Source organism: Mesorhizobium sp. LjRoot246, assembly GCF_964254115.1.
GTDB lineage: Bacteria > Pseudomonadota > Alphaproteobacteria > Rhizobiales > Rhizobiaceae > Mesorhizobium.
On sequence record NZ_CAXUSN020000001.1, the window covers coordinates 4637311 to 4660970 of the forward strand.

The 23660-nt window shown below is 62.2% G+C and carries 23 protein-coding genes; 8 read left to right on the forward strand and 15 right to left on the reverse strand.

Annotated elements, in window-relative coordinates; all coding sequences use genetic code 11:
• Positions 1-49: 49 nt before the first annotated feature.
• From ACSQ3L_RS22755 to hmgA, 4 genes are all read right to left on the reverse strand, one after another.
• Entirely contained in the window at positions 50-337 is a 288-nt protein-coding gene (locus tag ACSQ3L_RS22755; protein WP_436161948.1) for a hypothetical protein, read from the reverse strand.
• A 4-nt stretch (positions 338-341) separates the two neighbouring features.
• Positions 342-1355 (reverse strand): fumarylacetoacetate hydrolase family protein, encoded by a 1014-nt coding sequence (locus tag ACSQ3L_RS22760; protein WP_436161949.1) that lies wholly within the window; start codon positions 1353-1355, stop codon positions 342-344.
• 133 nt (positions 1356-1488) lie between these two features.
• Positions 1489-2343: an MBL fold metallo-hydrolase gene (locus tag ACSQ3L_RS22765; protein ID WP_436163506.1), complete on the reverse strand. Its 855-nt coding sequence runs from the start codon at positions 2341-2343 to the stop codon at positions 1489-1491.
• 11 nt (positions 2344-2354) lie between these two features.
• On the reverse strand, positions 2355-3668 hold the full coding sequence (hmgA, locus tag ACSQ3L_RS22770; RefSeq protein ID WP_436161950.1) for a homogentisate 1,2-dioxygenase: 1314 nt from the start codon (positions 3666-3668) through the stop codon (positions 2355-2357).
• A gap of 87 nt (positions 3669-3755) precedes the next feature.
• Here hmgA and ACSQ3L_RS22775 point away from each other — a divergent pair, with 87 nt between their 5' ends.
• Both ACSQ3L_RS22775 and ACSQ3L_RS22780 read left to right on the forward strand, forming a co-directional pair.
• Positions 3756-4277, forward strand: a complete 522-nt coding sequence (locus ACSQ3L_RS22775) for a MarR family winged helix-turn-helix transcriptional regulator (protein ID WP_436161951.1) — start codon at positions 3756-3758, stop codon at positions 4275-4277.
• Positions 4278-4379: 102 nt separating this feature from the next.
• Positions 4380-4886 carry a DUF2380 domain-containing protein gene (locus ACSQ3L_RS22780; protein WP_436161952.1) on the forward strand — a complete coding sequence of 169 codons (507 nt, stop codon included), beginning with the start codon at positions 4380-4382 and terminating at the stop codon, positions 4884-4886.
• Positions 4887-4895: 9 nt separating this feature from the next.
• Here the strand turns inward: ACSQ3L_RS22780 and tdh are convergent, their stop codons facing one another.
• From tdh to ACSQ3L_RS22795, 3 genes are all read right to left on the reverse strand, one after another.
• Positions 4896-5930: an L-threonine 3-dehydrogenase gene (gene tdh / locus ACSQ3L_RS22785; RefSeq protein WP_436161953.1), complete on the reverse strand. Its 1035-nt coding sequence runs from the start codon at positions 5928-5930 to the stop codon at positions 4896-4898.
• A gap of 162 nt (positions 5931-6092) precedes the next feature.
• Positions 6093-7280, reverse strand: a complete 1188-nt coding sequence (locus tag ACSQ3L_RS22790; RefSeq protein WP_436161954.1) for a glycine C-acetyltransferase — start codon at positions 7278-7280, stop codon at positions 6093-6095.
• Positions 7277-7552 carry a hypothetical protein gene (locus ACSQ3L_RS22795; protein WP_436161955.1) on the reverse strand — a complete coding sequence of 92 codons (276 nt, stop codon included), beginning with the start codon at positions 7550-7552 and terminating at the stop codon, positions 7277-7279. Before ACSQ3L_RS22795 ends, ACSQ3L_RS22790 begins: the two co-directional genes overlap by 4 nt.
• A gap of 35 nt (positions 7553-7587) precedes the next feature.
• Here ACSQ3L_RS22795 and ACSQ3L_RS22800 point away from each other — a divergent pair, with 35 nt between their 5' ends.
• Both ACSQ3L_RS22800 and ACSQ3L_RS22805 read left to right on the forward strand, forming a co-directional pair.
• On the forward strand, positions 7588-9654 hold the full coding sequence (locus tag ACSQ3L_RS22800) for a putative bifunctional diguanylate cyclase/phosphodiesterase (protein ID WP_436161956.1): 2067 nt from the start codon (positions 7588-7590) through the stop codon (positions 9652-9654).
• 74 nt (positions 9655-9728) lie between these two features.
• Positions 9729-10469, forward strand: a complete 741-nt coding sequence (locus ACSQ3L_RS22805) for a polysaccharide deacetylase family protein (RefSeq protein ID WP_436161957.1) — start codon at positions 9729-9731, stop codon at positions 10467-10469.
• A gap of 7 nt (positions 10470-10476) precedes the next feature.
• On the opposite strand, the gene ACSQ3L_RS22810 is transcribed toward ACSQ3L_RS22805, so the two are convergent.
• The gene (locus ACSQ3L_RS22810) at positions 10477-10995 is read right to left on the reverse strand and encodes a MarR family winged helix-turn-helix transcriptional regulator (protein WP_436161958.1); all 519 of its coding nucleotides are present in this window, start codon (positions 10993-10995) and stop codon (positions 10477-10479) included.
• Between the two features lie 116 nt (positions 10996-11111).
• Between ACSQ3L_RS22810 and ACSQ3L_RS22815 the strand changes: the two genes are divergently transcribed.
• Positions 11112-11519 (forward strand): hypothetical protein, encoded by a 408-nt coding sequence (locus ACSQ3L_RS22815; protein WP_127258021.1) that lies wholly within the window; start codon positions 11112-11114, stop codon positions 11517-11519.
• Between the two features lie 141 nt (positions 11520-11660).
• Here ACSQ3L_RS22815 and ACSQ3L_RS22820 read toward each other — a convergent pair whose 3' ends face one another.
• Complete coding sequence (locus ACSQ3L_RS22820) at positions 11661-13706, reverse strand: FAD-dependent oxidoreductase (protein ID WP_436161959.1); 2046 nt, start codon at positions 13704-13706, stop codon at positions 11661-11663.
• 104 nt (positions 13707-13810) lie between these two features.
• Between ACSQ3L_RS22820 and queF the strand changes: the two genes are divergently transcribed.
• Positions 13811-14272, forward strand: a complete 462-nt coding sequence (queF, locus tag ACSQ3L_RS22825) for a preQ(1) synthase (RefSeq protein ID WP_436161960.1) — start codon at positions 13811-13813, stop codon at positions 14270-14272.
• 8 nt (positions 14273-14280) lie between these two features.
• Here the strand turns inward: queF and ACSQ3L_RS22830 are convergent, their stop codons facing one another.
• The 4 genes from ACSQ3L_RS22830 to ACSQ3L_RS22845 all read right to left on the reverse strand — a co-directional run bounded on the left by ACSQ3L_RS22830 (position 14281) and on the right by ACSQ3L_RS22845 (position 18708).
• A complete protein-coding gene (locus ACSQ3L_RS22830) occupies positions 14281-14889 on the reverse strand; it encodes a hypothetical protein (protein ID WP_436161961.1) in 609 nt (202 codons plus the stop codon).
• A gap of 4 nt (positions 14890-14893) precedes the next feature.
• Positions 14894-15373 (reverse strand): DUF3828 domain-containing protein, encoded by a 480-nt coding sequence (locus tag ACSQ3L_RS22835; RefSeq protein ID WP_436161962.1) that lies wholly within the window; start codon positions 15371-15373, stop codon positions 14894-14896.
• A gap of 96 nt (positions 15374-15469) precedes the next feature.
• Complete coding sequence (locus tag ACSQ3L_RS22840; RefSeq protein ID WP_436161963.1) at positions 15470-17119, reverse strand: ABC transporter substrate-binding protein; 1650 nt, start codon at positions 17117-17119, stop codon at positions 15470-15472.
• 38 nt (positions 17120-17157) lie between these two features.
• On the reverse strand, positions 17158-18708 hold the full coding sequence (locus ACSQ3L_RS22845) for a trimethylamine methyltransferase family protein (protein WP_436161964.1): 1551 nt from the start codon (positions 18706-18708) through the stop codon (positions 17158-17160).
• A gap of 92 nt (positions 18709-18800) precedes the next feature.
• Here ACSQ3L_RS22845 and ACSQ3L_RS22850 point away from each other — a divergent pair, with 92 nt between their 5' ends.
• Positions 18801-19703, forward strand: coding sequence for a LysR substrate-binding domain-containing protein (locus ACSQ3L_RS22850; protein ID WP_436161965.1), 903 nt, complete (start codon positions 18801-18803; stop codon positions 19701-19703).
• 251 nt (positions 19704-19954) lie between these two features.
• Entirely contained in the window at positions 19955-21844 is a 1890-nt protein-coding gene (gene mutL, locus ACSQ3L_RS22855) for a DNA mismatch repair endonuclease MutL (RefSeq protein ID WP_436161966.1), read from the forward strand.
• A gap of 39 nt (positions 21845-21883) precedes the next feature.
• Here the strand turns inward: mutL and ACSQ3L_RS22860 are convergent, their stop codons facing one another.
• Both ACSQ3L_RS22860 and ACSQ3L_RS22865 read right to left on the reverse strand, forming a co-directional pair.
• Positions 21884-22642, reverse strand: coding sequence for a hypothetical protein (locus ACSQ3L_RS22860; RefSeq protein ID WP_436161967.1), 759 nt, complete (start codon positions 22640-22642; stop codon positions 21884-21886).
• Positions 22643-22750: 108 nt separating this feature from the next.
• Entirely contained in the window at positions 22751-23644 is an 894-nt protein-coding gene (locus ACSQ3L_RS22865) for a DMT family transporter (RefSeq protein WP_436161968.1), read from the reverse strand.
• Positions 23645-23660: the final 16 nt, after the last annotated feature.

The window sequence follows — 23660 nt, forward strand, 5'->3', positions numbered from 1 at the left end:
ACCTGCCTCACAAACTATGCGGCGCAGATGATCCAGCAGGCTCATCACGTCATCCGGTCGACCGCACCAGATACAAACCCGCCCACATAACGACAAATCCAGCAAGCACGATCAGCAGAAGCCGGTTCATGCGCCGACGCATGCCCTGCGTTTCCGCGTCTCGCGCGACGTTCATGTTGGTGATGGTGTGGAACATCATCGCCTTGCGCGGAAAGCCGCTGCGGTTGGTCAGGGCGGGCGAACGCGCCTCGATGCGATAGCTCAGCCGGATCGCATGGATGAAGACCGCCAGTATGGCAAGTGCCCAGACACCCGCCAGCAGATAGACCCCCGTCATGCCCTTACCTCTCGTATTTCTCGACCTTCTGCTCGATGGCGCCAAAGATCGAATGACCAGCTTTGTCCTTCATCTCGATGCGCACCGTGTCGCCGAAGCGCAGGAATGGCGTTTTGGCTTCGCCTGACACAATGGTCTCGATCATGCGCAGTTCGGCGATGCAGGAATAGCCGGCGCCACCGGCCGAGACAGGCTTGCCCGGCCCGCCGTCGAGCTTGTTGGAGACGGTGCCCGAGCCAATGATCGTGCCTGATACCAGCGGCCTTGTCCTGGCGGCGTGGACGATCAGCGCCGGAAAATCGAACGTCATGTCGGTGCCGGCATTGGCGCGGCCGAATGGCTTGCCGTTGAGATCGGCGAGCAGCGGCAGACTGACCTTGCCGCCGTCCCAGGCGTCACCCAGTTCGTCCGGCGTGACGGCGACAGGCGAAAACGCCGAGGACGGCTTCGACTGGAAGAAGCCAAATCCCTTGGCAAGCTCCAGCCCAGTGAGCGCGCGCAGCGTCACGTCGTTGACCAGCATGACCAGCCGGATCGCGGCACGCGCCTCATCGAGGCTTGCATCCATCGACACATCGTCGACGATGACGGCGACTTCGCCTTCCATGTCGATGCCGAAGGCCTCGTCAGCCATGCGGATCGGATCGCGTGGCGAAATGAAAGAATCCGAGCCGCCCTGGTAGATCAGCGGATCGGTCCAGAAGCTCGCCGGCATCTCGGCGCCGCGGGCTTTGCGCACCAGTTCGACATGGTTCACATAGGCCGAGCCATCGGCCCATTGATAGGCGCGCGGCAGCGGCGAATGGGCGTCGTGTTCGTGGAAGCGCTCCGACGGCACCGCGTTGTTCTCCAGCGATTCCGCTATCGTCGTAAGGTGCGGAGCGATGCGCCGCCAATCGTCGAGTGCTGCCTGCAGCGTGCGTGCCAGGAACGAGGCATCGGTGAAGCGCGTCAGGTCGCGCGAGACGACGACGAGTTTTCCATCGCGCGTCCCGTCCTTCAAGGTGGCAAGCTTCATGCGGTTTCCTCTCCTTGCGCAGCTTTTCCGCTGCTTTGGTTTTTTGTCTTACGCATGATCTCTGGACAAACGGAACCGTTTGTCCGAGAAAACCGGTTCCCACTTTTCGCTGACGCGGTCCTTCGGTTCGGGATCATGCTAACCCCACAACAAGGCCGTCGCGGGCGATCGTCAAGTCGCCGGCCCATGTTTTCCTGACGGCGGCAGTCCAGCCGGCCTCGCCGATCTCGGGATCGTCAGCCGGAATGAGGTGATTGAGCACCAGTCTCTTCACCCCGGCATCGCTGGCGATGCGCCCACCTTCTTCGGCAAAGCTGTGACTGGCGAGCAGATGGTCTTTCAATCGCGCGCCATTGCCGGTCTTGGCCACAAGCCGCTCTATGCCGTCTTCCAGCATGGCTTCGTGGACGAGGATATCGGCGGCTTTGGCAAAATCGGCGAGCGGTGGAAAGAAGGCCGTATCGGCGGAGAACACCACGCTTTTCCCGCCATGCTCGAAACGCAGGGCAAAACAGTCGGTCACCGGCGGATGGTCGACGCGCAGCGCCGAAACCATCAGGCCGCCCTGCTCGACCACCTGGCCCTCGCCGAATTCGACAATCGAAACCAGTTCGCGAATATCCGGCCGGCCCTCATCGACGATGCGGATTTCGATGTCGAACTCCATCGCCTGACAAAAACGCTGCCAATAGTGGCCGGTGCCTGGCGGGCCGAACACGCCGACGGGCGTCGCCAGGCCCGCCGTCCAGGCGGTGTGGATCAACGGCCCCAGTTCCAGCACATGGTCGGAATGCAGATGCGTGATGAAGATCAGGTCGAGCGCCTTCAGGCTAACGCCAGCATCGACCAGGCCGCGCGTCACGCCAAGTCCGCAATCGACGACGATGCTGCGGCCGCCGATCTGCAGCAGCGAGGAACTCGGCCATGGCCCGCCCGGCCGCAATGCCGGCCCACCCTTCGAGCCCAGCAGCACCAGCCGATCCGGCATTGGCTCGCCGCTCAAGACCAGTCGCCCTCGGGCGTGCCGTTGAAACGCTTCTTCAGGTCGGCCCAGCAGTCGATATAATTGTCCTGCCGGGTTTCCAGTTCGGCGCCGTAGCGGGTCAGCAACTGCGGAAATCGGGTCTCGAACATGAAGGCCATGGTGTTGTCGAGCTTGACCGGTTTCAGCTCCGCGCGCGAGGCCTTTTCGAAGCCAGGCGCATCCGGCCCATGGGCCAGCATCAGATTGTGCAGGCTGATGCCGCCCGGCACGAACCCCTCCTCCTTGGCGTCGTACTGGCCGTGGATCAGGCCCATGAACTCGCTCATGATGTTGCGATGATACCAGGGCGGCCGGAACGTATCTTCGGCCACCAGCCAGCGCGGCGGAAAGATGACGAAGTCGATGTTGGCGGTGCCCTCCTCGCCACTCGGAGCGGTCAACACCGTGAAAATCGACGGGTCGGGATGGTCGAACAGCAGTGCTCCGACAGGCGAAAACGTCGCCAGATCATATTTGTAGGGCGCATAATTGCCATGCCAGGCAACGACATCCAGCGGCGAATGGCCGATCTCGGTGACGTGGAAATTGCCGCACCATTTTACCGTCAGCCGACACGGTGTCTCCTTCTCCTCGAACCAGGCGCAAGGCGTCTTGAAATCGCGCGGATTGGCCAGGCAATTGGCACCGATCGGACCGCGATCGGGAAGAGTCAGCTTGGCGCCGTAGTTCTCGCAGACATAGCCGCGCACTTCGGCGTCGACGAGTTCGACCTTGAAGACCAAACCGCGCGGCAGCACGGCGATCTCGCCAGGCCGCAGTTCAATGACGCCCATCTCGGTGACGAAACGCAAGGCGCCGACCTGCGGCACAACAAGCAACTCGCCGTCGGCGTTGAAGAAATGATCGTCGGCCATCGACGTGTTGGCGACATAGACGTGGGCTGCCATGCCGGTCTGCCCGAGCACGTCGCCGGCGGTGGTGATGCTGCGCATGCCCTGAATGAAATCAGTCGGCTCCTTCGGCATCGGCACCGGATTCCAGCGATACTGGCCAAGCGCCAGTTCATGGTCGCCGACATTCGGCGCGCTCTTCCACAAGGGATAGCTCACAGCCTTGAAGCGGCCGGTGTGCTTGACGCTTGGCCGGATCCGGTAGAGCCAGGACCGCTCATTGGTGCCGCGCGGCGCGGTGAAGGGCGAGCCGGAAAGCTGTTCGGCATAGAGGCCGTAGGCCGGCCGCTGCGGCGAATTCCGTCCCTGCGGCAGCGAGCCGGGCAGCGTCTCGGTCTCAAAATCGTTGCCGAAGCCCGGCATATAGGAAAAGGCCATTGCTTCCTCCCGAAATGGATCTCAATTGACCAAACTGGTTTCATTTGTAACCATTGAAAATGTAACCATCAATGGCGGCTTTGAAAAATGGCGATCAAGAGCGAAGCGTCCGACGCGCCTGAAATTCTCAATCTGGAAAATTTCCTGCCCTACCGGCTCTACCGGCTTGCCGACGCCGTCAGCCGCGAATTTTCGGGGATATACAAGGACCGTCACGGCCTCACGCGTCCTGAATGGCGCACGCTGGCCGGGCTCGGACAGCACGGCACGATGACGGCGACGGCGCTGGGCGAACAATCGGCGATGCACAAGACAAAGGTTTCGCGCGCCGTCGCCGAGCTCGAACGGCGTCGCTGGCTCTCACGAAAACCAGACGAAAAAGACCGCCGTATCGAACGTCTGACGCTGACCGGAGCGGGGCTTGCCGCCTATCGCGAGATGGTGCCGCTGGCAAAAGCCTTCGAGCAGGAATTGCTGGCAAGGCTGAGCACCGGCGAGCGCGCCGCGATCGCCGAGGGGCTGGCGGCGCTGGAGACCAGCCTGACCTCGAGCAAGGGTTACGGTCAAACAAATCACTCTGGACGACCGAGCTCGAGCGAGACTGCGTGAAAACTGCCCACCATGATCAAAGCGTAGCGTTTCCTATGCTTTGAACGAGATTTGTGTTGTCAAGCCGTATATAATGGCTGCCACATTGACGGGAGGACTACCATGCGCATTCGCACATTGAGTGTCCTGGTGACGCTGCTTGTAGGCACCTGCACATTTGCGCACGCTCAGCAGACAAAGCCTATGTCAATCGAGGTGTTTCCTTTCGAATTGGAGGACAAGAGCGCCGGGGCGGGGATAATTCCCCCCGATGAACGCGATAGGCGCTATCTGTCCGAGTCGGCACAAGTTGCGAAGGACATGCTCTCCCAGTCTGGGCGTTTTACAATAATTGATGTGCCGGCGAGGGATAAGCTGGACGCTGCGCCGCACGGATTGCGCAACTGCGGGGGCTGTGAAGGCCAGATTGCCAAGGAGGACGGCGCGTCTCTTGCCTTGCTAGGCGTGGTAACGCGCGTCAACCGAACAGAGCATACCATGTTCATTCGCATCCTTGACGCTGAAACGGGGAAACATGTTTCGGAGGGTTTTACCGACCTTCGCATGGGTGCGAACTACGCGTGGCCCCGCTCCGTGAAATGGCTGATGACAAACAGAATTCTGCGGTAGGGCCGGCATCTACCAGTCCATCACCACCTTGCCGGAATTGCCGCTCTTCATCGCCTCGAAACCGGAAATGTAGTCGTCGATGCCGATGCGGTGCGTGATAAGCCCGGAAACATCCAGCGGCCCTTGCACCAGCGCGATCATCTTGTACCAGGTCTCGAACATCTCGCGGCCGTAGATGCCCTTGAGATGCAGCATCTTGAAGATGACCTTGTTCCAGTCGATCTCGAAACCGGTCGGCGCAATGCCCAGAATGGCGATCTTGCCGCCATTGTTCATGGTGTCGATCATGTCGCGGAAGGCGGGCGCGGCGCCAGACATTTCGAGGCCGACGTCAAAGCCCTCGGTCATGCCGAGCACCGGCATGACGTCGCGCAGCTTTTCCTTCGAGGCATCGACGACATGCTGCACGCCGAGTTTTTTCGCCAGCGCCAGCCGCACCGGGTTGATGTCGGTGATGACCACTTTTCGCGCGCCAACGCATTGGGCAACGAGCGCGCCCATGATGCCAATCGGCCCGGCGCCGGTGACCAGCACGTCCTCGCCGACAAGGTCGAAGGACAATGCGGTGTGGACGGCATTGCCCAGTGGATCGAAGATCGCGGCGATCTCGTCCGGCACATCATCGGGGATCGGCACGACATTGTGCTGCGGGATCGCCAGATACTCACCGAAGGCGCCCGGCCGGTTGACGCCGACGCCAAGCGTGTTGCGGCAGAGATGCCCTCGCCCGGCGCGGCAGTTGCGACAATGACCGCAAACGATGTGGCCCTCGCCCGACACGCGCTGACCGACCTTGTATTCGGTGACCGCCGCGCCGAAATCGGCGATAGTACCGACGAACTCATGGCCGGTAACCATCGGCACCGGCACCGTCTTCTGTGCCCACTGGTCCCAATTGTAGATATGGACGTCGGTGCCGCAGATCGCCGTCTTCTTGATCTTGATCAGCACGTCGTTGGGGCCGATCTCCGGCACCGGCACCTCTTCCATCCAGATGCCCGGCTCGGCTTTGGCCTTCACAAGCGCCTTCATCATGTTCGACATATCTAGCTCCTTACCCTCCCCCTTGTGGGGAGGGTGGCCCGAAGGCCAGGGGGTCCAAAAGTTTGTCGGTGGAGATCTGTGCGCACCCCCACCCCGTCTCCCGACCACTTGCCTTGCAAGCGGTCGCTCGTCGACCCTCACCACAAGGGGGAGGGTAAAGCCTCATCCAATGACCCCGAGTTCGCGCCCGACGGCGGCAAACGCTTCCACCGCGCGATCGATATCGTCGGTGGAATGTGCCGCCGACATCTGCGTGCGGATGCGCGCCTGGCCTTTCGCCACCACCGGGAAGGAAAAACCGATGACATAGATGCCGCGTTTCAGCATGCGTGCAGCCATCTCCTGCGCCAGGCTCGCATCGCCCAGCATGACCGGAATGATCGGATGATCGGCACCGGCCAAGGTGAAGCCGAGTTTGCCCATCCGCGACCGGAACCGCGCCGCGTTGGCATAGAGGCGCTCGCGCAAGGCATCGCCATTGCGGACCAGTTCGAACACCTTGATCGAAGCGCCAGCGATCGCCGGCATCAGCGTGTTGGAGAAGAGATAGGGCCGTGAGCGCTGGCGCAGCCAGTCGACCACCTGGCTCTTGCCCGAGGTATAACCACCTGATGCGCCGCCGAGCGCCTTGCCCAGCGTCCCGGTGATGATATCTACCCTGCCCTCGACGCCGCAATGCTCGGCCGAGCCGCGGCCGTTCTGGCCGACGAAGCCGACCGCATGGCTGTCGTCGACCATCACCATGGCGTCGTATTTCTCGGCAAGGTCGCAGACACCCCGGAGATTAGCGATAATGCCATCCATCGAGAACACGCCATCGGTGGCGATCAGCCGGAAGCGGCAATCCCTGGCTTCCTTCAATCGCGCCTCGAGGTCGGCCATGTCGTTGTTGGCGTAGCGGAAGCGTTTGGCCTTCGACAGCCGCACACCATCGATGATCGAGGCGTGGTTCAGCGCGTCGGAAATGATCGCATCGTCCTCACCCAGCAGCGTCTCGAACAGACCGCCATTGGCGTCGAAGCACGAGCCGTAGAGGATGGTGTCTTCCATGCCGAGGAAAGAGGAAATCGTGGATTCGAGCTGCTTGTGTTCTTCCTGCGTGCCGCAGATGAAGCGTACCGACGCCATGCCGTAGCCATAGCGGTCGAGCGCCTGCTTGGCAGCATTGCGCAAATCGGCGCTGTCGGCGAGGCCAAGATAGTTGTTGGCGCAGAAATTCAGTACCTTGTCGCCGCCGACCTCGATCTCTGCCGACTGCGTCGAAGTGATCACCCGCTCGGACTTGTAGAGCCCGGCCGATTTCAGGCCTTCAAGCTCGCTGTCGATGTGGGAGAGGAATGCTGCGGTCATGATCGGGCCTCGTTTGATGTGGGCCGACTGTCGTCCCACCCGCGCGAAAAATCCATCGCAAAAACGACCGGATCGGTGGCAAGCGCCGGAAGTAGATCGTCATGCGGCCGCGGAAGCAACGCCACCACAAATGGCGCTGGCCGGTGACCGCTCAAATGTCGGTACAGCACTAAACGAGCCGATAACCATTTCGCGATCTTTCCACGGCTCCCCCTTGCCGGCCGGCTGTCGATTTCCAGTCCTGTTAACATTTGCAGTTCAATGGTGCTCATACAGAAATCCGTTGGCGAGAGGGCCGCCCCCGAAAATGTCGCAGCAGCCGGTGCAAACCGTTTCAGGCAAGCTCATACTGCTGATCAAGGCCGGCTATTGGCTTGCCCTGGTGATCATTGCGGCCATGGTGATAGCCTCCTTCATCCTGCTGCAGCAGATGATGGCCACCCAACAGCACAACCACACCTTGCTCGACATTGTCAGCACGCAAAAGACGCTGTCGCAGCGCATAGTTTTCCTTGCCAGTGCAACGGGTGCTGCCTCACGCGACAAGCAGCCGGCGCTGGTCAGCGCGCTCAAGCAGGCAACGGCGGAATTCGAGACGAACTACGACCTGCTGCTCGAGCAGACGGGAGCCGATCCGCAATCGCCGGCCAAGCTCGACCCAAAGTCGATCGAGAGCGTGCTTTTCGCCAAGCCCTTCCACCTCGACTATTTCTCGGTCGGGCTGATCGCCAATGGCGACCGCCTGATCTCGGCTTATGAATCGCAATTCACAGGCAATGGCGGCTACAAGGGCGGCGACGAACGCGTCAATCTCGATGCCTCTGTCGCCAATGCGAACTTGTCGGGCTACGCCGCGCTTGGCCAGCGCATCAGCGCCGATGCCGACGAGCGCTCCGAAAAGCTGCTCGCACTACACCGCACGCTGTTCTATGCCACCCTTGGCGTCATCATACTGGTGGCGCTCTTCATCTTCAGGCCGATGTCGAACGCCATCCTGCGCAAGACGCATGAACTGATCGACGCGCGCAACTCCATGGCCTTCATCGCGGTGCATGACGGCCTCACCGGCCTGCACAACCGCACCTTCCTGACCGATCATTTCGACACGCTGATCAAGGGCACGCACCGGCGTCGCGAGCGCCTTGCCGTCGTCCAGCTCGACCTCGACCGGTTCAAGCAGATCAACGACACGCTCGGCCACGCCGCCGGCGACTATGTGCTGGTCGTCACCGCGCAGCGCATGCGCGATTCCTGCCGGGCGTCGGATCTGTGCGTGCGCCTGGGCGGCGACGAGTTCGTCATGATCCTCGGCGGTGCCGGCGGCACCGAAGACATCAACATGCTGGCGCGGCGCATCCTGGCTCACATCAACGAGCCGATCGTCTTTCAGGGCACGACCATCCTCCCAGGCGCCAGCGCCGGCATCGCCGTCTATCCGATCGACGCCGACAACGCGCAGGATCTGCTGGTCCACGCCGATCTGGCGCTGTACTCCGCCAAGAAGCTGGGCGGCGGCAACTTCTCGTTCTTCTCCGAAGAGTTGCGCCGCGAGCTCGACTATCGCAAGCAGCTCGAGCACGACATCAAGGTCGCCATCGCCGAGCGGGCGTTTCAGGTCTATTTCCAGCCGCAGGTTTCGCTGACCAACGGCACGATCAGCGGCATCGAGGCGCTGGTGCGCTGGAACCATGCCGAGCGCGGCATGATCCCGCCCGGCGAATTCATTCCGGTGGCCGAGAAATGCGGCTTCATGCCCGAGATCGGCCGCATCGTCATCAGCAAGGCGATCAACGAGGCGGCCGAATGGAATCGCGCCGGCATTGCCTTCGGTCGGCTTGCCGTCAATGTTTCCGGCACCGAGTTGCGCGAACACGATTTCGATGCATTCTTATTCGAGACGCTGGAAAAGGCCGGGCTGCCGTCACAAAAATTGTCGCTGGAAATCGTCGAATCCGTCATTCTCGACGACGAGAAGACGGGCATCGCCGCCAAGCTGCGCCACATCAGGGCAGCCGGCGTCCATCTCGAACTCGACGATTTCGGCACCGGCTATGCCTCGCTCAGCCATGTCAACCCGAACGAGATCGACCGGCTGAAGATCGATCGCCGCTTCGTCCAGAACATCCATGAGAATGGCGACAACTCGAAGATCGTCCGCGCCATCACCGAGCTTGCCCGAGGCCTCGGCATCTCGATCGTTGCCGAGGGTGCAGAAACCGAGGCCGAGCTGGAGTCGCTGATGGCGATCGGATGCGACCAGGTGCAGGGCTATTCCATCGCCTTCCCGATGCCGCACGACAAGGCGCTGGAATGGCTGACCGCCCGCATGCCGAAAAAGGCGAGGCTGACGGTGCTGCAGGGAAGCTTGGTGTGAACACCCCCTGATCGCCTTGACAAGCAGCCACCGACATGGCGGCCTGTCGTGATCGCGGGGGGATAACGCGGGTGATGACACTGTTTCGGTTTGTCCTGGCGGCGCTGTTGATTTTTTCGGTCCCTGCCCATGGGGCCGATCGCACCATCTATCTTACCTTCGACGACGGCCCGCTGAACGGCACAAGCAACATCCTCGATGTGCTGGAAGCCGAGCAGGTTCCTGCAACCCTATTCATGGTTGGCATGCATGCGCAGGCGAGCGCCGCCAACAGGGCGCTCGTCCAACGCGCCAAGCAGCTTCCTCTGGTGACGCTCGGCAACCACAGCTACAGCCATGCCTACAATCACTACCGGCATTTCTACGGTGACACCGAAGGTGTCGTCGCCGACATGATGCGGGCAAATGCGGTGCTCGGGCTGAAGCCGGTTGTGCATGCGCGGCTGCCAGGGCGCGACGTGTTCAGGCTGCCCTCGATGTCGAAGAACGACACCTCGCTTGGCCTCGCCCAAGAGGGGCATGAAGAGCCCGACTACGAGTTTGTCGCGGCCTCGGGCTTCTATCTCTACGGCTGGGACCACGAATGGGTGCACAAGGACAGCGGCGAGCCGGTGCAGAGCGTCGATCACCTGGTCAGCGAGATCGATCACCTGTTCGGCTATGGCCGCTTCGTCAAGCCCGGCAAGCTGATCCTGCTGATGCATGACGAGATGTTTCAGGACGGTTTTGACGGCAAGTCGAAGCTGACCGATTTGATCACCGCGCTGAAGCTGCGCCGCTACACCTTTGGGGCGATCAAGGATTACGATGACTGAGCGGCCGTTATGATTTGACTTTGCGAGCCGGTTTGCGGGAACGAGGCGGGATATCGTTCTTGTCACCGGGAAAAGCCGTCAACAATCGTCCGAAGCTCGGCGCCTCGACATTGGCCCGCAATACGGCCAGGACCTGCGCGAACTCCGCCAGCCGCTCGTCGGACAATCCTGTACGAAGTCGCTTGTCGAAGACAAGTGCCGCCTTGCGCAATGTCTCGAACATCGCTTCTCCGGCCTCGGTCAATTCGACCAGATGAACCCGGCGGTTGACGGGGTCGCGGCGGCGCATCAGCAACCCCTGCGCCTCCATGGCATTGAGATGATGGGTCAGCGTCGCGCCCTGGATACCGATCATGCCGGCAAGCTCGCGCTGGTTGGCAAGCTTGCTCGACTTGACCGACAGCAAGGTAAGCCAGACCGGCAGCGTACCGCCGGCCTCGACCAGGGCTGCGTCGAAGGCCTGGGCAACCAGCTTGGCGGTTCGTCCGAGATTCATGCCGACTGGCGGGCGTTCGAAGGGCGTCATCGTCAGACACTAGAGCAAGGGAAAGGCCGATGGAACTGGCTGTGATTTATACATTGACACCTAACCGTTAGATATCTAACTATATAGCAGCGACGGACGAGAGAGGAGAGCAGATCATGCAATATGTCTACATCGTCGTTATCGGTCTTCATGTCATGGCAGGCGTATTCTGGGCGGGCACGACCATCGCGGTCGGCCGTGACCCGGACATCCGGGCGGAACGATTCTTCCGGCCGCAAATGGGCGCTGCTGGCCTGGTTTTCCTGACCGGAATACTGCTCTGGTATTTCTTTCATGAGGGCGTTTTCGGCTCGATGGAGAAGGTGCTGGCGCTGGGCATCGTGACGGCCCTGATCGCCGCCGGCGTGCAAGGCGCGCTGGTGGGCTCAGCCAGCAGGCAGCTTGCCGGTGCTGATGCGGCAACGGAAAGCCAGTTGCGCGCGAAGATGACAAGAGGCGAGCGCATCGCTGGGGGGCTGCTGGTGCTGACCGTGCTGTGCATGGCCACCGCCAGAATGTTTTGAGCGCCGCCACGCAGCACACTTCACAGAATCGTACGTTGTCTGGCGACGAGCCAATGACGTGCGGGCACGCGGCCAGACCGTCGTACACGGGCTCTCGTATGCAGGTCCGGCCGCGTGCCACCAACTTCCCGATGACGCGCGTCAGATCCGCAAGCCGAACCTGATGCCATCGTAGATGGCGGCATGGATGTTGCGCGAGGCGACGGCGTCGCCGATGCGGAACAGCACAAAGCCGCCTTCTGGATTGCGCTTGGGAAAGATGTCGCCACCGCTCACCAGCCGTTCGTAGTCGACCGCACCGCCATTCTTCGACAGCGGCTTCAGCGAGATGTAGAGATCATCGAGCGGCAGCGTGCCGTGCTCGACCACCACCTGGTCGACCCGTCGCTCGCCGCGCCAGCCATCGGCGAAATCCGAGGCTAGCTCGGCGACCAGCTGGTTGCCCTCGCGCCGAACCGAACGCAGCCGCGTGTTGATGGTGATGGTGACGCCCTTTTCCTGGAAGGCGCGCATGTATGGCACATGGTTCATGCCGCCCATTTCCGGAGCAAAGAAGCGTTCCGGCGAAACCAACTCGAGTTTCGCGCCGGCATTGGCGATCAATTCGGCCGCGCCCATGCCCTGATGGCCGCCATTGTCGTCATAGAGCAGCACATTTTCCGCGGGCTTGACGCTGCCGGCCATGATGTCCCAGCTTGAGGTGACAAGGTTGTCGCCAGCCGTCAGCGGCGGGTTCTGCGGCAGACCGCCGGTGGCGATCACCACCACGTCGGGCGACAGCGCCAAAACATCGTCCTTTTCCGCCCAGGTGTCGTAGCGGATCTCGACGCCGAGCCGGTCGAGTTCGGCCAGCCGCCAGTCGATGATGCCGATCAATTCCTTGCGGCGCGGATTCTGTGTCGCCAATCGCACCTGTCCCCCAGCCTGGCTCGACGCTTCAAGCACCGTCACCTTGTGGCCGCGCTCGGCCGCGACCCGCGCAATCTCGAGCCCGCCGGCGCCGGCACCGACGACGATAACCCTTTGCTTCGCTCCCTCGGTCTTGACGATGATGTGCGGGATATCCGCCTCGCGGCCCGTCGCCGCATTGTGGACGCACAGCGCTTCGCCGCCTTCGTAGATGCGATCGAGACAATAGGTGGCGCCGACACACGGACGTATCTCGTGCTCCCTGCCCTCCATCACCTTTTTGATGATGTGCGGATCGGCGATGTGGGCACGGGTCATGCCGACCATGTCGAGCTTGCCTGTGGCGATGGCGTGCCGTGCAGTGGCGACATCGGATATTCGCGCCGCATGGAAGGTCGGGAATTTCGTCGCCGCCCTCACCTCGCCGGCGAAATCGAGATGCGGCGACGAGCGCATGCCGGCCACCGGGATGACCTTGGTCAGCGCGGCATCGCTCTCGATCGAGCCGCGGATGATGTTGAGGAAATCGACCTTGCCGGAGCCGGCGAGCCGCCTGGCGATCTCGATCCCCTCCTGTTTCGACAGTCCCTTGTCGAAGTCTTCATCGGCGACCATGCGGATGCCGACGACGAATTTGTCGCCGACGGCTGCCCGCACGGCATCAAGCACCATGTTGGTGAAGCGTAGGCGGTTGTCCAACGAGCCGCCGAATTCGTCGTCGCGGTGATTGGTGGCCGGCGACCAGAAGCCGTCCATCAGATGGCCGTAGGATTCGAACTCGATGCCGTCGAGGCCGGCGGCCTGGCAACGCTGCGCGGCCGAAGCGTAGTCGGCGACGATGCGCTCGATGTCCCAGTCTTCGATGGTTTTCGGGAAAGCCCGGTGCGCCGGCTCGCGCACCGGCGAGGCCGAGAGCACAGGCAGCCAATCAGCCTTGTTCCAGCCGGTGCGGCGGCCGAGATGGGTGATCTGGATCATCACCTTGCAGTCGTGTTCGTGGCAGGCATCGGCAAGCTCAGCCAGCCACGGCACGATCCTGTCGTCATAGACATGCAGATTGCCGAAGGCGGCCGGACTGTCGCGCGAGACGATCGCCGAGCCGGCGGTCATTGTCAGCGCCATGCCGCCTTTGGCCTTCTCGGCATGGTAGAGCCGGTAGCGCTCTTTCGGCATGCCGTCCTCGGAATAGGCCGGTTCATGGCTGGTCGACATGACCCGGTTCTTCAGCGTCAGATGTTTGAGCTGGTAAGGCTGGAGAAGCGGGTCGCTGCTGGTCATCGTCTTCCTGCGGTTTCAAATTGTGCTAATGAGCGGCAAAATTCGTTTTCAAGCATGTCGTCCCCACACGCACTTGCGGGCGACATGCGATAAGGATCCCGACCATGATCGACACCAAAACCCTCACCCAACTCGGCGCGCACGTCGAGACGCCACAAAGCCCCAAAGCAGCGATCCTGGAAACCGTACCGTTTTCCCGCGGCGACGGACCGCCGGCGATCGTGCGCTTCACCTGCCCGGAATTCACCTCGCTGTGTCCGGTCACCGGCCAACCGGACTTCGCCCATATCGTCATCGACTACGCACCCGATGCGCTGCTGGTGGAATCGAAGTCGCTCAAGCTGTTCATGACCTCGTTCCGCAACCATGGCGCCTTCCATGAAGACTGCACCGTCATGATCGGCCGCCGCATTGTGGCGGCGACCAAGCCGCTGTGGTTGCGCATAGGCGGCTATTGGTATCCGCGCGGCGGCATTCCGATCGACGTGTTCTGGCAAACCGGCGCTCCGCCCGAAGGCGCCTGGCTGCCCGATACCGGGGTCGCGCCCTATCGCGGGCGGGGCTAGCCCGCCCGTCATTCGCACTGGTACTGGCTGAGCGCCCATTCGCCGGTCACCGACAACAGGTCCGTGATCTTCCAGTCGCCGTCGACCTTCTTGAATTTCCATTCCAGCCGGTGCGGGTTGCCGGCGACGACGAAGGCGACGATGACCTTGGCCTGGTCGCCGTTGATCGCTTCAAGCGTCTTCAGGCTCTTGTCGATCTCGGTCTTGTCATAGTCGGCATTGTCCAGCGCCATGTTGGGGTCGAGGCACTCGCCCTGCCCGGATTTGCGCAAGGCGTCGCTCTTGTCGAGCACGGTTTTCGCCGGATCGATGAAATGGCTGCGCTCCGACTGATCGATCTCCAGCCCGACCTGATCGTAAAACGGCCGCACCACCGCGGTCGGCGAGCCCGGCTGGACAGGTGCTGCCGGCGCCGCCTCGGCTGGCGACCATCCAACCGGCGGCGTTGCCGGCTCCACCCCGGTTCCGGGCGCATTTGCGGGCGGTGCCCCGCTGTCGCCCGGCGCGGCGTCGGCCGGGGCATTTGCCGGCGGCGCACCCAACAAACCTTGCGCGGCGGCGCCGCTCACCGCCAGCAGGCACACAGTCGACAGCGCCAGGAACGGGCGACGGGCCATCGTATCACTCCGGTGTCTGGCCGGCCAGGCATTCCAGCGCGCTGAGCGTCCAGTCGCTGGTTTTGGACGCGATGTCCGATATCTTCCACTTGCCGTCGATCTTCTTGAGCGACCAGAGCATTTCACGTTTTGAATCATCGCCTTCCGAAAACAAGCTGAAGGATGCTGTAATCTCTGCGTTGTCGCCATCCAGCTTCTCAGACAGTTTCAGCGTTTTCGAGACAGTTTTCTGATCGAAATCCTGGGCGTCGAGACCAGGATCGAAATCGATGCAGGCGACCTGGTCCGGGTTCTTTTTCGTTGCCTGGTCGTTCAGGTCGAACAATTTCGTCACCGGCTCGGTGAACCGATCCCGATATTGTTCGTCGGCCTCGAACTTGACCGCCGGCACATAGAAGAACTTCACCGCGTCGGACGCCGGTCCTGCGACGGCGGCAGCCGGCAAGGCTATCGAAAGGGCGGCAACGAGCGCTGTCAGTCGCATGCAGAATCTCCGGCTTTTGATGGCTTGAGCCTATCAATACCACGTATCCTGCATATCGGCTTTTTTTCGGCTCATGAAGTCTTGCAGCGCCTTGTTTCAGCCGTCCAGCCAGACGTTCTGGAGATCCATCTCGAAGGTCTGGTGGACGCCGTAGTTCTTCACCTTCTTGTTCATATGGCTGAAGAGCTTCTGCCAGTAGGGCTGAATGATGACGCCCGAATCCTGCAGGATCTGCTCGACATCCTTCATGACCTCGCGCCGCTTCTCGACGTCTATGAGCGAAAGCGCCTGCTTGAGCTTGGCGTCGAAATCGGGATTCGAATATGCCGATTCATTCCAGGCCTCGCCGGTGCGATATCCCAGCGCCAGAACCTGGACGCCGAGCGGGCGCATGTACCAGATCGTCATCGAGTAGGGATATTTCGTCCAGTCGTTCCAAAAGGTCGAGCCCGGCAGCACCGTGCGCTTCACCTTGATCCCGGCATCGCGCAGCTGGCCGGCGATCGCGTCGCCGGTGTTCTTCTGCCAATCGTCCTCGATGGTAATCAGCTCATGCTCGAAGTCGGCCTGGCCGGCTTCCGCCATCAGCTTCTTGGCGCCAGCGGCGTCGCGTGTCTTCTTGGGCAGCGCGTAATATTCCGGGTGGATCGGGGCGACGTGGTGGTTTTCACCAGGGGTGCCTCGCCCGGCGTAGCCGAGTTCGAGAACCGCATTGTTGTCGACGGCCATTTGCAGAGCGTTGCGCACCCGCTGGTCGTCATAGGGCTTGTGGGTGATGTTGGTTCGCGCAACCAGCGTCGTTGCCGTCGCAACCTCCGATTTGACAAGATCCATCTTGTCGAGAATGTCGATGAAGTCGGCGGGGGTCTCGAAATTGAGGTCGATCTCGCCGGAGTCGAATGCGTTTACCGAAGCGTTGAAGTCGGTGCCGTAGTCGATGAATTCGACACCGTCGAGCGGCGCTTCACCACCCCACCATTTGCCGTTTTCACGGCGCTTGAGGACCGCCTTTTGGCCGACATCGTAGGAGACCAGTTCGAACGGTCCGGTGCCGATCGGCTTCTTGATCGGATCGGCACCGTCGGCATCGAAGTTGCGATGAACCACGAGGGCCGGATAGTCGGTGAAGTTCGGGATCAACGAGATGTCGGGTTCGTTCAGCTTCAGCTTGACCGTGTTGTCGTCGACCTTGGTGATCGCGCCATCCCTGGCTTTACCGGTCTTTGCGTCGATCAGTGCGCCGACGCGGGCGGCCATGGAGTTGCCGGCGACATTCTTCTCGCACCAGCGCGTCAGATTTTGAACGACGTCATCGGCACCGAAAGCATCGCCGTTGTTCCATGTGATGCCCTTGCGCACATGCAGCACATATTCGGTGGCGTCGTCATTGACGTCCCAGCTTTCGAGCAGCACGGGTTCGAATGTGAATTGCCTGGTGTAGCGGACAAGCGGCTCCAGCCAGCAGCGCGAAATGTTGGCCAGTTCCACCCAGTCGTAGGTGCGCGGATCCTTCTGTCCCTTCACCGACATCGAGACGCGCAGCGTTCCACCTTTCTTCGGCTCTTCGGCCAAGGCCCGATCCGGCACGGCAAGGCCGATCATGCCATAGGCAAGCGCCGTCGAGGCGCCGAAGGCGCTTGCCAACGCCAGGAATTCGCGCCGGTCGGCACGATTTTCGCGAGCAGCGTCGGCCATCGCCTCGATGATGCTCGGCACCCGATCGCCATTGCTTCTGAAGAATGTCATTTCTTTCCTCCCGTCCGGTTTTCTTTTGATTCGCCGCCTCAACTGACGCTGTCCGGCAGCCTCTCCTCGCGCCGCGCGATGAAGTCCGCCAGGCCATCGGCGATGCCTTCGTCGAGCTTCGGCTCCTCGTAATCCGCCAGCATGTTGCGCGCCTTCTCGCGACCGCGCGTGTCGTGGTCCTTCGCCCCTTCGGCCTTCCACTGTTCGAACGAATTGAAATCCATGATCGAGGGCATGAAGAAGGCGGACTCGAAATGTTCCAGCGTGTGCTGGGTGCCGAGGAAATGACCCTGCGGCCCCACCTCGCGGATTGCCGCCATGGCTTCCTTGAAATCGTCGAACGGCAGTCCGCCGGCATATTTGTACCAGCCGACAAGCTGTTCGCAGTCGGTCGCGAATTTCGAATAGCCGCAGGTCAGGCCGGCCTCGAGCCATCCGGCGGAGTGCCAAATGTAGTTGGCGCCGGCGAGGATGGCGGCATGCATCAGCATGTTGGCCTCGTAGCCCGCTTGGGCGTCGTTCAGCTTCGACCCGACATGGAAGCCGGACGTGCGCCATGGCAGCCGGTATTTGCGCGCCAGGGCTCCCATCAGATACATCATCTGGGCCGCCTCCGGCGTGCCGCCCATCGGAGCGCCGGTCTTCATGTCCACCGTGACCATGAACTGCCCATAGATCTGCGGCGACCCCGGACGCAGCAGCTGCGTGAATGCGATGCCCGCTAGCGCTTCGGCATTGACCTGCGCCACCGCCCCCACGGCCGAGGCCGAGGTCGAGGCGCCGCACAGCGCGAAGGGCGCAAGGATCAGCGGCTGGTTGCTGCGCGCATAGACCTTCATCGCGTCCAGCATGGTGGCGTCCCAAACAAGCGGCGAATTGCAGTTGGTGATCGACACCAGGACAGGATTGTCGCGGACATAGTCCTCGCCGAACACGATGCCGGCCATCGCCATCGTGTCTTCCGCCCGATCCTTGGAGGTGACGATGCCCATGAACGGCTTATCGGAATGCTTCAGCGCCGAATGGATGATGTGAAGGTGGCGCTTCGGCACTGCGATTTCCATGGGCTCGCAGATGATGGAACTCGACGAGTGCAACGCCGGCGCCATGTAGGCGAGCTTGTGGAAATTGTTGAGGTCGGCGAGCGTGCCATAACGCCTGTTGTTGTCGAGGTCGCGCACATAGGGTGCGCCGTACATCGGCACGAAGATGGAATTGTTGCCGCCGACGCGCACCGAACGCTGCGGATTGCGCGCATTGAGCGTGAACTCCGACGGCACCTTCGACACGAGCTCCATCAGCAACGCCCGGTCGATGCGGACGCGTGTCTCCGAGACATCGGCGCCAGCCGCCTTCCACAGTGCAATGGCCTCGTCGTCGCGGAACTCGCACCCCACCTCTTCGAGGATCAAGAGCGACTCCTGGTGGATCAGTTCGACCGCCTCATCCGGAACCATCTGATAGACGGGGATCTGGCGGACCAGGGTCGGAAACGATGTTACGGGCGCTCCGCGCAGCGCCTTGCGCCCGAGGCGGCCGCCGCTGCGGCGATTGGCGTGTTCGGTGACTTCAGGGGCCGGTGCGTTCATGGCAACTCCATTCCACTTATCGGCAGCAGCCTAACGCGACAAAATGGTGATGTGACGCTGGAAAATCCTGATCTCTTGTATAAGCTCAGCTTATGCGAAGCCTGCGCCATCTCTTGCCCTCCGCCGGCAGCCTGATCGTCTTCGAGGCCGCCGGGCGGCTGTCGAGCTTCACCGCGGCCGGACGCGAGCTCGGTATGACGCAGGCCGCCGTCTCCTATGCCGTGCGAGGACTGGAAGAACAGCTTGGCGCCAAGCTGTTCCAGCGCCGCCATCGCCAGGTCATCCTGACCGAGGCCGGCGAGCGCTTCCACGCCGACGTTTCGCTCGGCCTTTCGCACATCCGCAAATCGGCGGAAGATCTGCGCCTGCAGGCGACCGGCGGCCATGTGACGCTTGCCGCGTCGACGGCTTTCGGCTCGTTCTGGATGATGCCGCGCCTGCAGCAATTCCGCGATGAACTGCCGGGGATCGACCTACGCATCCAGACCGCCGACCGCGACCTCGACATTATTGCGGAAGGCATTCCGCTCGGCGTGCGCGGCGGCGAGCCGCGGGACTGGCCGGACTATCACTCGTTGCCGCTGGCGGACGAGGAGATATTTCCCGTCGCCGGCACCAGCTATGCGGCAAAGTTCGGCCTGCCCAAATCCGCTGCCGAACTGGCCACGCACCGCCTCATCCATCTGGAAGAACCGTATCGTGAGGCGGCTAGCTGGGACGAATGGTTCCAGTCGGCCGGCGCCAGTCTCAGCGATACCGCGCGCGGCCTGCGCATCAACGACTATGGCCTGGTGATCCAGGGCGTCATGGAAGGGCAAGGCATCGCGCTTGGCTGGCGGCACCTTGCCGAGCGGCTGCTGGCATCAGGTCTGCTGGTGCCGGTAACGGATCATGTGCTGAGGACGGGCAAAGCCTTCTATGTGGTTTGGCCGAAGAACCGCGAGTTGAGCGAGAATGCCCGCAAGGTAAGGGATTGGTTGGCCGCTCAGGCGTGAGTACTTGATGGTGTGCCGCAGAATGACGATCGCAGCGATCCTTCACACCCCCCCTCTGTCCTGCCGGACATCTCCCCCGCAAGGGGGGAGATTGGCAGTCGCTCTTCCCGCAGCGCTAAAGATTGGCGAAAGCCGTGGCGACATCCGATCTCCCTCCTTGCGGGGGAGATGGCCGGCAGGACAGAGGGGGGTGCTGGCCCGCTGGCATCGAAAGCTTCCGCACGACCTACGAATCCGCCTATAGTGGCGCCATGCCCATCCGCCAGCTTTCAGAAACGATGATCAACCAGATCGCCGCCGGCGAAGTCATCGAGCGTCCGGCGAGCGTGGTCAAGGAACTGGTCGAGAATGCGCTCGATGCCGGTGCTTCGCGCGTCGAGATCGTCACCGCCGGTAGCGGGCTGAATCTGATCCGCGTCACCGATGACGGCGCCGGCATCCCCGAACCGGAGCTGGTGCTGGCGATCGCGCGTCACTGCACCTCCAAGCTCGCCGAGGATATCAACGACATCCGCTCGCTCGGCTTCCGCGGCGAAGCACTGCCGTCGATCGGCTCGGTGTCGCGGCTGTCGATCCGTTCACGCACGGCCGCCGGCGACAACGCCGCCGAAATCGGCATCGAGGGCGGCCGCGTCTTGCCCGTCAGGCCGGCGGCGGCCAATCGCGGCACCACGGTCGAGGTGCGCGACCTGTTCTTCGCCACGCCAGCCCGGCTGAAATTCATGAAAGGCGAGCGCGCCGAAAGCTCCGCGACCAGCGATGTGGTCAAGCGCATCGCCATCGCCTTCCCGGCCGTGCGCTTCACGCTGGCCGGCTCGGACCGCTCGACACTGGAACTGCCGGCGACCGACGACAGCGCGGCGGGCAGCCTGCGTCGCATCGCCCAGGTGATGGGCGCCGAATTTCCCGACAATTCCATTGCCATCGAGGCGATGCGCGAAGGCGTGCATCTGACCGGCCACGTCTCGATCCCCTCCTTCACCCGCGCCAATGCGCTGCAGCAATATGCCTATGTCAACGGAAGGCCGGTGCGCGACAAGCTGATCGCGGGCGCAATTCGCGGTGCCTTCGCCGACGTCTTGCCGCGCGACCGCCATGCGGTGACGGTGCTGTTCCTGACGCTCGATCCGGCCATCGTCGACGTCAATGTCCACCCGGCCAAGGCCGATGTGCGCTTCCGCGATCCCGGACTGGTGCGCGGACTGATCGTCGGTTCCATCCGCCAAGCGCTTGCCGATTCCGGCATCCGCGCTGCCACCACGGGTGCCGCCGGCATGATGGCGGCGTTCCGGCCAGGAGCCGCATCCTACGGCCACGGCGGACCGGCAAACGGCCACCGCAGCTACGACGCGGCCTACCACGCATCAGGCCCGACCGGCTTTGATCCGGCGCGCTCGCCGCAGCGGCCGCTCGACATGCATTTCGAGGGCGGGGGTTTCGAGGGTGCGGGCTTCGAACAGCGCGGTTTTCGTGAGCACGAGCAGGCCGCGTTCGACGCCGGCCCGCTTGCCAGCGCCGATACGCGCGCCGGGCAGGATGAGGCGGCCGAGACACTGCTCGGCGCGGTGCTGGGTGCGGCACGTGCGCAGGTGCATGAGAACTACATCGTCGCGCAAACCAGGGATTCGCTTGTCATCGTCGACCAGCATGCGGCGCATGAGCGTCTGGTCTACGAAGCGCTGAAGAATGCGCTGCATTCGCGCCCCGTGCCCTCGCAAATGCTGCTTCTGCCTGAGATCATCGATCTGCCGGAAGAGGATGCCGAACGCCTTGCCCTGCATTCCGAGACGCTCGCCCGTTTCGGCCTCGGCATCGAGCGTTTCGGCCCCGGCGCTGTCGCGGTGCGTGAGACGCCGTCGATGCTCGGCGAGACCAATGTCCAGCAATTGGTGCGCGACCTCGCCGACGAGATCGCCGACAACGACACGGTCGACACACTGAAGGAGCGGCTGGACAAGATCGCAGCGACAATGGCCTGCCACGGCTCGGTCCGCTCCGGCCGCCTGCTCAAGGCCGAGGAGATGAATGCCTTGCTGAGGCAGATGGAGGCGACGCCCGGCTCCGGCACCTGCAACCACGGCCGCCCGACCTATATCGAACTCAAGCTGGCGGACATCGAACGGCTTTTCGGGCGGCGGTAAGCCGACTATCCGACGGCCAACGGCAGGGCCGGACGCACGTCATTTCGTTAGTCGATATTTCCCGGTGGCACGATTGAAGACGTAGTCCATCGTGTAGCCGGCGCCGCCACCACGAAAATTCACGGAAATGATGTCCTTGCGTCGTTCGACCCACTTCTGAACGTTCTGATAGATGGACGTCATCAGCATGCCGGCGTTGCAGCCATCATCATCGAAGGCGATTACCTGAACGACCTTCCCGCTGCGCTTCTTGATGACCTGCATTTTCGTCATGCAAGTACCTGAGTCGGTGTTGGTATAAACACCGGCAAACCTGTGGGCGGCTGTTTCGGCCCAGAAGGGAATCTCGACGCTCCCGTCGATCTTGGGGTCGCCAGTATCGTCCAGGCTCGCGACTTTCTTGAGCGTGACGGGATAATTGTCCGCCCCCTTGCTCCAGGTGCCTGTCGCGCTGCTTTCAGCCATGTCGAGGGAAAACGGGCATTGGGTGGTGTCGACGGGGATCTTTGATCCAAGCACCAATATCCGGTCGAATTCCTTGTCGTTCGAGATCTCGCAGAGCGCGAGCCTGGTGCCGTCGAGCTTGCCGAACACCGCTATCGGGCTTTGTTTCGCGTCGTAGAAGTAGCTTCCCTCGATGGCTATGCCGCTGCCGAAGCCGTCATATGTCTGAAGCGAGACATGAACGGGCTGGGAGCCGATGGACCCTTCGTAATTCTCCACATGATACCAGCCCGCGGCGGCTTTCCCGATCAGCAGCAGCGCACAAAAAATTGCCGATATGAACAGTCTTGCCATTCCGTCCCCCAGTGAAGGCGGCTCACCATAGCTGTCCTTCCTCCGGGTGTCTGCATACTGGCGGATACGGTTCCGGTTTAAGTCCGCAAACAGCTCCAATCTTTTGTTTTAACGCTTCAAATTGACCACGATGACACCGCCAAGCGCCAGAGCGCCGCCGATTATGCCGAGCAATGTCGGCACTTCGCCCAGCCAGAAGAAACCGATCAGGGCGGACATGGGCGAAACCAAATAGAGGAAGTTCGAGGCACGTGCGGCCGGCAGACGCGACAGCGCGGTTGCCCAGGCGGCATAGGCGATCAGGCTGGGCACGATGCCGAGAAAGATCACAGCGCCGAGGCCTGCGGTGTCGGCAACCGCCGCTTGCGAAAAGGCTGACGGCAGGAAGGGCGACAGGCAGAGCGCACCGAGCACCATGTTCGAAGCCGAAATGGTCAACGGATGATGGCGGGCAAACAGCGGCTTCTGGACGATGGTGTTGACGGCCGAGCACAGGGCCGAGCCAAGCACCAGCAGGGCGCCGGTGTTAAATGACAGGCCATGCCCGTCGGCCACGGCGATGACGCCAATGCCGGCGAAGGAAATCACCGTGCCGATCCAGGCCATGCCCGAAAAACGTTCGCCAAGCAGCGCCATCGCCATGATGGCGGTGAAGATCGGGCTGACATTGATGATGAAGCCGGCGGCACCGGCCGAGACGGTCAGTTCGCCGAAATTGAGCATGATTGTGTAGAGCGCGACGAAGATGGCGCCGCCAAAAACCAGGCGCCACACTTCGTCCAGCCTGGGCAGCGCCGGACGCTTGACGGCGAGGAAGATCGCCGCCGGTACCGCAGCGATGGCGAAGCGCAACGCACCCAGTTCCAACGGCCCGAATGCGGCGAGACCGGCTCGGATGGCCGGAAAGGCAGAAGCCCAGCCAACGACCGTCAGCGCCACCGCGATGGCTGCCGTGGTGTCCATCCGCTGTGTCGAATTCAACGTACCAGTCGTCGCGCCCATCTAACTGCCCTCATAT